The following is a 4608-nucleotide window of genomic DNA, read 5'->3' as shown; positions in this document are numbered from 1 at the left end:
CCGGCAACGGTCGCGCGAGGCCGGGCTGTGGCTGAGCGGCCGGGTACTGGGGTGCCGCCGGATACGGCTGTGCGGCCGGGTACTGAGGCGCCGCCTGATACGGCTGAGCGGCTGGGTACTGGGGGCCGGCTGGAATCGGCTGAGCGGCCGGGTACTGTTGTGCCGCGGGGTACGGCTGTGCGGTTGGGTACGGTTGACCGGCCGCGTAGGGCTGACCCGACGGATACGGCTGACCGGCCGGATACTGGGGTGCCGCGGGGTACGGCTGAGCGGCCGGGTACTGTTGCGCTGCCGGAAATTGTTGAGCGGTTGGGTATTGCGGAGCGGCTGCCGGGGCCGGTTGGATCGGAACTGGACGAGCGGACGGCGACGCGGGGTTTCCGGCGGCCGGAGCGGGAAAGGGCGAATTCCCGCCCGCGGCGTTTGGTGCACCAGGAGTGGGAAAGATGGGCCGTGGCCGCTGAGAGTTCGCCATCCAAGGTGCTCCTAACCGAAGTGATTCGCCAAGCGGCGAACGAAGCGGCCGACACAACACTCCGCGGTTTCCAGCGCCCGTCCGGTCCCAGTGTTGACGGGTTAGTGGCCAGACAGACAGACTTGCTTGTCGGGCACAATCCGCCGGCCGGAATCCCGGGCCCGTACCCACTGGAAGTGTACCAGCCTGCGGGTCAAGCGCCAAGGAATAAGGTCCGTTGACAAAACGGCTTGCGGCAACTGCCCAATGGCCGGAATCCACCCGGTCGAGGTGACCGTCCGCCAGCCTGAAGCCTGCCCAGGCGACGTGCCCCGCTGGAAATTTCGTCTCCGCCCCGCTCGACATGCGATGACAAGCGTGTATATTTACAGTTTCGACAGCCACCCGCCGGCTCGGTCGCACAAGCGGCTTCGAGCGGGACGTGGCACGTCGAACCATCCAACGCGGGGTGGAGCAGCCCGGTAGCTCGCGAGGCTCATAACCTCGAGGTCGTCGGTTCGAATCCGGCCCCCGCAACTTGTTTTCACGGTAGCGAAACTCGGCTACCGACGGGTTATACGAGAGGCCGGCGTCCTCGGACGCCGGCCTTTTCGCGTTCTATCGCCAGTTCTGGCAACGAGTTCGAGCGCCGCGGAAAGTCTCTGGTTGGCGATCTCGGCCGGTCGCGCGCGGTGCCGTGACCGCCTCGTCGTCGTCCTGCGGACCCGCTTTCGGCCGAAACTCTCGGTTGTCTCTCTGTCTCGCGCCGTTTGGGTTAACGGCTGTTGCTTCCGCTCAATCGCTCTGAACCTCCCAGGGTTGTTTTCGGGTAGCGCAGTATGAAGTACGCGCGGCCAAGTCAAGGTGCCCGTGCTTCGCGGTTTCGCGATTCGATTTCTGAATAGGCGGCGAAAATCCGGAAAAACCGTCATGGACGCTCCAATCTCATTCCGATAACATTGACGATGAGCGAGTTTAGGAGCGGTGCGCCCCTAGGCGCGAAACCCTTGGCGGAGTTCGAGTTCTGATGTTCCGTGGCTTGATGACGGTCGTGACGGCAGTGGCGGTGCTTTGGCACGCCGTCGCCGGTTGCTGCGCGCATCATAGCCACGGCGGGCATTCCTGCGACGCCGCCGGCCATGCAGCATCGGTTGCTCACGACGGTGGCTCGGAAGTCAGTGGCGGATGCTGCAAGCATTCCCATCATGGTGATTCCAAGCGGTTTTGTGCTTCCGAATCATCGGGCCAGCAGCTCGCCGAAGACTCCCCAGGCACTCCTCATTCAGAGCATGGGCCAACGGGCTGCACGGAAGGAACATGTGTCTTCGCGGCACCAGATTCGTCGGGTCCATCTCCCATCGACCAGCTCGGGTGGGATGGTTCATTCCTCAGCTATGCCCTGGTCGATCAGGCAGTTTTGCCTTGCTCTTCGCGCTACAGCGAGTTGCATGAATCCGTAGCCCCACCGTTGCTAGGCGGCTTGCGCCTGCACCTTGCGCACTGCGTGCTCACGCTCTAATCTCCGCGCGTTCCGGTTCGAGCATTCTTGACGGTGCTCATTCTATTTTCCGGACGATCTGCTCGCGTTGAGGCTGGCTACGTCCGCTCAATGCGTGACTCACGTTGCCCCAACACCGATTTGTGCGTGAATGCTGCGCGGAGGTACCCATGAGATTTCAATTGCCAAGACTACGCCCAAGAACATGGGGAATTGTGGGGCTGCTGATCGCAGGCGGAGCCTTCGCAGCGACCAGCCCGATTTGGCTGCCGTGGGCTAGGCCGATGGTCAGCGGTTGGATTGCGCGCCAGGGTGCGCCCTCCACTGCGCAATCTGACGAACACGCGGGGCACGATCATGACCATGCCGGTCATTCCGAGGACTCTTCGATTGAGCTTAGTGCTAATGCACTGCGTAATGTCGGCTTCGAGCCCGTCACGATTGAGCCGACCACCTACGTCAGAACCACAACCGTCCCCGCGATGATCGTCGAACGTCCAGGCCGGTCACAGATTCACATCACAGCGCCGCTGACTGGCGTGGTCACCAAAATTGTCCAGATTCAGGGGTCTGCCATCGAACCAGGTTCTTCTATGTTTGAGATCCGGCTAACCCACGAAGAGCTGGTGACTGCCCAAAGCAACCTAATCCGCACGGCCGAAAGTCTTGATGTCGTCAACCGTGAAATCAGTCGGCTCCAGTCGCTTGGTGAAGGCGTCATCGCGGGCAAACGCATATTGGAGCAGGAATACGAGAAGCAGAAGCTCGAAGCAAGTTTTCGAGCCGAGCGCCAAGCACTTCTCCTGCACGGACTTAAGGAGAATGACGTCGAGTCGATCCTTCGTGATCGAAAGCTTTTCAAGACGGTCACGGTAAGCGCTCCGGTACACGGCCACGACAGCGACGCCTGTCGCGAAGACCATCTGTTCCACGTTCAGGATTTGTCAGTGAAACTCGGCCAGCAGGTCGAGGCCGGACAAGTGCTCAGCGTGCTTGCCGACCACTGTGAGTTGTATATCGAGGGTCGCGCTTTTGAGGACGATGCCGCTCGATTGCGCGAGGCGGCACGCAAGGGCTGGGAAGTGTCCGCCGCTTTGCTAGCTCGCGATCGTGCGACGGACGTTATTGATGGACTGAAGGTACTTTACCTAGCCGATCACGTGGACCCTCAATCGCGTGCCTTTCGATTCTACCTCCGTTTGCCCAACGAAGTGGCGCTCGATCAAACCGATTCCACAGGGAGCCGCTTTCTCGATTGGCGTTTCAAACCTGGCCAACGGATGGAACTGCGCGTTCCGGTTGAGCAGTGGGAAAGGCGAATCGTATTGCCGGTGGAGGCCGTCGTGGATGAAGGCGCCGAGACCTACATCTACCAGCAAAACGGCGATCATTTTGACCGGGTTCCGGTTCATGTCGAGTACCGAGACCAGCGGTCGGTTGTTATCGCCAATGACGGTGCGGTCTTTCCCGGCGACATCGTAGCTGCTCGCGGGGCCTATCAGATGCACCTGGCATTGAAGAACAAATCGGGTGGCGGGGTCGATCCTCATGCCGGTCATAACCACTAACCGGAATCGCGAAAGGAATCCTCCGCCATGCTCAATGCAATCATTCGCTTCGCGCTTCAGAACCGGCTCTTGGTGGTCGCCGCCTCGGTCTTCCTGGTTGTTTACGGCGGGTGGCAAGCCTACCAACTGCCGATCGACGTGTTCCCCGACCTGAATCGTCCGCGCGTAGTCATCATGACCGAAGCGCCCGGCATGGCTCCTGAGGAAGTCGAAACGCTGATTACGTTCCCTCTGGAAACGACGCTCAACGGTGCGACCGGAGTGCAGGACGTGCGGAGTTCGTCGGGCGTCGGCTTGTCGGTGATTTATGTGGAATTCGACTGGGGAACGAACATCTACAACGACCGGCAAATCGTCAACGAACGCGTGGCCTTGGTTGCCGATCAGCTTCCTCCCGGCGTCACTCCGCAGCTTGCCCCAATCTCGTCAATCATGGGTCAAATCCAGATCGTCGGCATGTACAGCGAAGGGGGCAAGACGCCGCCGCTCGAATTGAGAACGTTGGCCGATTGGGTCGTGCGGCAGCGACTGCTGACGATTCCCGGTGTGGCGCAAGTGATCGTCATGGGAGGCGAACGGAAACAATTTCAAGTGCTGGTCGATCCCAACGATCTGCTGCGTTACGGGGTGACCCTCCACGAAGTGAAGGAGGCCCTACGAGAAAGCAACCAAAACACGGCGGGCGGCTATCTCGATCAGCAGGGTCCGAATGAACTCCTCGTTCGGTCGCTGGGGAGAGTCAAGACCGTGGACGAGATTTCAAGAATTGTCGTCGCCCACCGAGATGGGCAATCCGTTCGTTTGTCGCAAGTGGCGCGTATCGTCGAGGGCCCGCAGGTGAAGCGAGGCGACAGCTCGGCATTCACCAGAACCAAGACGGGCCAGTTCGACGGCGGGCCGGGCGTGGTGCTCACGATCAACAAGCAGCCAAACGCTGATACGCGGAAGGTTACCGAAGCCGTCAACAAGGCCCTCGAAGAACTCAAGGTCTCGCTCCCAGCGGATGTTCGGCTTCTGCCCGGCCTCTATGAACAAAAGGAATTCATTGATCTGGCGATTGAAAACGTGATCGAGGCGCTGCGCGACGG

Annotated in this window: 2 protein-coding genes and 1 tRNA gene; all 3 read left to right on the top strand. The window is 60.6% G+C overall.

The window, feature by feature from the left end; all coding sequences use genetic code 11:
• Window positions 1-917: 917 nt before the first annotated feature.
• A tRNA-Met gene (locus J5J06_04120) sits at window positions 918-991 on the top strand.
• Between the two features lie 1176 nt (window positions 992-2167).
• Window positions 2168-3520, top strand: a complete 1353-nt coding sequence (locus tag J5J06_04115; GenBank protein ID MCO6436255.1) for an efflux RND transporter periplasmic adaptor subunit — start codon at window positions 2168-2170, stop codon at window positions 3518-3520.
• A gap of 27 nt (window positions 3521-3547) precedes the next feature.
• On the top strand, window positions 3548-4608 hold a 1061-nt coding region (locus tag J5J06_04110; protein MCO6436254.1), incomplete at its 3' end, for an efflux RND transporter permease subunit.

Source organism: Phycisphaerae bacterium, from assembly GCA_024102815.1.
Taxonomy (GTDB): Bacteria; Planctomycetota; Phycisphaerae; order UBA1845; family UBA1845; genus JAGFJJ01.
This window is presented reverse-complemented; position numbering and strand designations above follow the sequence as displayed.